Below are 3051 nucleotides of genomic sequence, written 5' to 3'. Positions count from 1 at the left end.
TTTATTTATATCAATATAGAAAATACCAAGCGGATAATCTTTTATAGCCGAGTTTAAACTATTTGTCATAGAATATAATTTTAAAATATTTTGTTTTTTGATTAATAAATATCTATCATGTAATTTTAAATTGTTATCGTTAATAATTCTTAATTTAATATTTAAATTATTTAATGAAAATAAATTTGATATATTTTTTATTTGAGATATTAAATAATCTTTGTTTTCTGATTTTGAAATAATCGTTATATTGCCAGAAAGCCTGTTTAATAATAGAAATAAATTTTGAATTCCTTTCATATCGGTATCATTTTGTGGTTTCTTATTTACTTCAAAGAAGGGGTCTATAAAAATAGCTTCATCGGATTCTTTTACTAACTCTATTATTTTATCAATACATTCTTTACTACCTACATTTTCAAACCAATAACTTTCTTCATTGTATAAATTTCCATTTTTTATATCATTAGTTTTATTTATATTTCTATCAAAAATATTTCTATAATGTCTATATAAATTCTTTAATTTTAAATTATTGCTTCTATCAAAAGCATTAATTTTTAAAGGAATATCAGCGTTGTGCGATGGTAGAGCGGAAAGATTTTTATTTTTTTTGCTTAAAAGGTCGTTAATACTAATTTGTTTTCCTATTATATTTAGATTAAATCCTATTTCCATTATCCTATGAATAGTTTCTCTATATATCATATTACCATCTTTATAAAAAATTTCTAAAGTATGAGCGCTTGGCGGAACAGAAACTATAATATTTTTTTCTATATCGTCTATATCCATTATTCCGTTAAAAATAATTTCTCTAGTAGCGGACTCAAGAATTAATTTAGCTTTATAACCAATAAAATTATTATCAAATTTTATATTTATATTTGTATCTTCAATACTAAAATTTACTTCAGCTGGCGGTTTATAAAATATTATATTATCTTTCATTATGTAAAAATATCCTAATGGAATAGAATTTTTATCAAAGAATGGCGATGCATATTCTTGCATTATATTAATAATACAGCTAATATCTAAATCTCCAAAATTATATTCTTGAATCCATAAATTTTTAAATTTATGCAAACTTATTATTGAATAGTTATTATCTATTTTATTTAAGCTAATTTCAGATATATATTTTACATTTATATCGTTTCCATTTAGCTTGAGTAGGTCATATGAAAAAATTTCTTCATTTATAGATTTGTTATAAAAATCGGTAAATTCATTTTCATTTAAAATAGAATATGATAATTCTATTTTATATTTTTCGTCTGGATAGTATTCTTTTAAATCTATTTTAAAAAAATTACTTCCGTTATTAACTATGAATTCATCGCATTTTATTATAAATCCAAAGAGAAATATTTTTTCATTTTCTGATAATAAATTGTATATATAACAAATGTATTTATTATCCATAATATTATATTTCCTCCAAATAATTAATTTTAATCTTTCCCCTCAATTATCCTAATTTCCTCTTCACTCAAACCATACAATTTATAAACAATCCTATCAATCTCTCCCTCAATCATAGAAACATCCTCATTTAAATTTTTACTTTTAATTTTCAAAATTTCATCAACCAAACTCTCAATTTTTTTCAATGTCTTTTTATCGACTTCGGAATAATTTTAAACCGTCATCGCCGTGAGGCGCACACGCTAAAGCGGGCAGTCGCCGAGTGAGCGAGCGGTAGCGAAGCAATACAAACTAAAGAGTATAAATAATATAAAATTAAGTAATAATTATAATTTATTATCTTTATTTATTTTTTAGTGAAACTATCTTTTTTCTATTATTTTCATCTTCTGGAAGTAGTTTATTATCTGGTAAGTTAAGTAAACTCTCCATATTTTCCCTACCAATAAAAAATCCATGTTCTTTAAATTCGTCTAATAATTCTCGTTTAGTAAATACTTGATTATCTAATAATATATCTATAGCTTCATTTAATAAGGACGGTTCTGAAGTCTTTAACATATCGTCCAGCGGTTCTTTTTTTATCATACCTCTATAGTTCATTTTTTTAAATAAAGATTGATATTGATATTGAGATATTATATTTAATTCTCTCGCTCTATATATCATAGCGGCTATAGATACTTTCCATTTCTTTTTTAATTCTTCATAGTAATCTAAATTAGACGGATACAAAGAAACATCTTTAATAAATTCGTCTTTAGGCAATAAAAAAGATGCAGCAAATCTATTCGCTATTTTTTCTCTATTTTTAAATTCCTCTCTATCTAATGCCTCAATATCTTCATTATATTCGTCTAATAACATATGCCCCAATTCATGAGCAACATCAAAATGTATTCTGCAAGCGGAAGTTGTATTTTTATTTAACGCCACTAAATATAAACCTTTATTTTCTAAATTAATCAATGTGCTAAATGCATCTATATTATCAGTATTAGTTTCAAATTTAGTAACGATAATTCCATTTTCTTCGGCTATTTGAATTATATTATTAATAGGCTTATTTCCTAAATTCCAATGTTTTCTTAATTCATTAGCAGCTTCTTCAGGAGTTATATCAAAAGGTAAATCATCTGGAATATTTAAATTTGGGAATTCTACATATTCGTTAAATATATAATGTATGATTGATAAACATTTCATTTTTGCTATTTGCTCCTCCCTACATTTTTTCTTTGTAGTTAATAACGACCTAAAATATGTTGACTTAACTTCCAAATTATATTTATCTTCAGATTGAAAAAAATATTCTGTAGGGAAATTTAATATTTTAGCTATTTGAAATACTTTTTCTAACGGCACATTATCGCTTGTTTCGTATTTAGAAAACGCTTGTTTAGATATACCTAATTCTTTCGATAATTCGGCTATAGTAAATCCTCTATATATTCTTGCATTTTGTAATCTATTAAAATTTATTTTATTCATTTTCTACTTCTTTATTTTCTTTATTATCTTTTATATTATTTTTAGAAATAATAGGTTCATTTATTATTCCTTTTTCTATTAATCTATTTTCCGATTTTTTCTTTAATTTTAATCTTGTGTTATCATTGT

At 23.7% G+C, this 3051-nt stretch carries 3 protein-coding genes; all 3 read right to left on the bottom strand.

What is annotated here, in order from left to right:
• Window positions 1-1428, bottom strand: a 1428-nt coding sequence (locus EZH24_RS09420; protein ID WP_137998902.1) for a hypothetical protein, incomplete at its 3' end; no start/stop codon positions are given.
• 29 nt (window positions 1429-1457) lie between these two features.
• Window positions 1458-1616, bottom strand: a complete 159-nt coding sequence (locus EZH24_RS14140; protein WP_161976132.1) for a hypothetical protein — start codon at window positions 1614-1616, stop codon at window positions 1458-1460.
• A 157-nt stretch (window positions 1617-1773) separates the two neighbouring features.
• Window positions 1774-2922, bottom strand: a complete 1149-nt coding sequence (locus EZH24_RS09415) for a helix-turn-helix domain-containing protein (protein ID WP_137998901.1) — start codon at window positions 2920-2922, stop codon at window positions 1774-1776.
• Window positions 2923-3051 lie beyond the last annotated feature (129 nt).

The sequence above is a fragment of the Brachyspira catarrhinii genome (genome assembly GCF_005518285.1).
Lineage (GTDB): Bacteria > Spirochaetota > Brachyspiria > Brachyspirales > Brachyspiraceae > Brachyspira > Brachyspira catarrhinii.
This window is presented reverse-complemented; position numbering and strand designations above follow the sequence as displayed.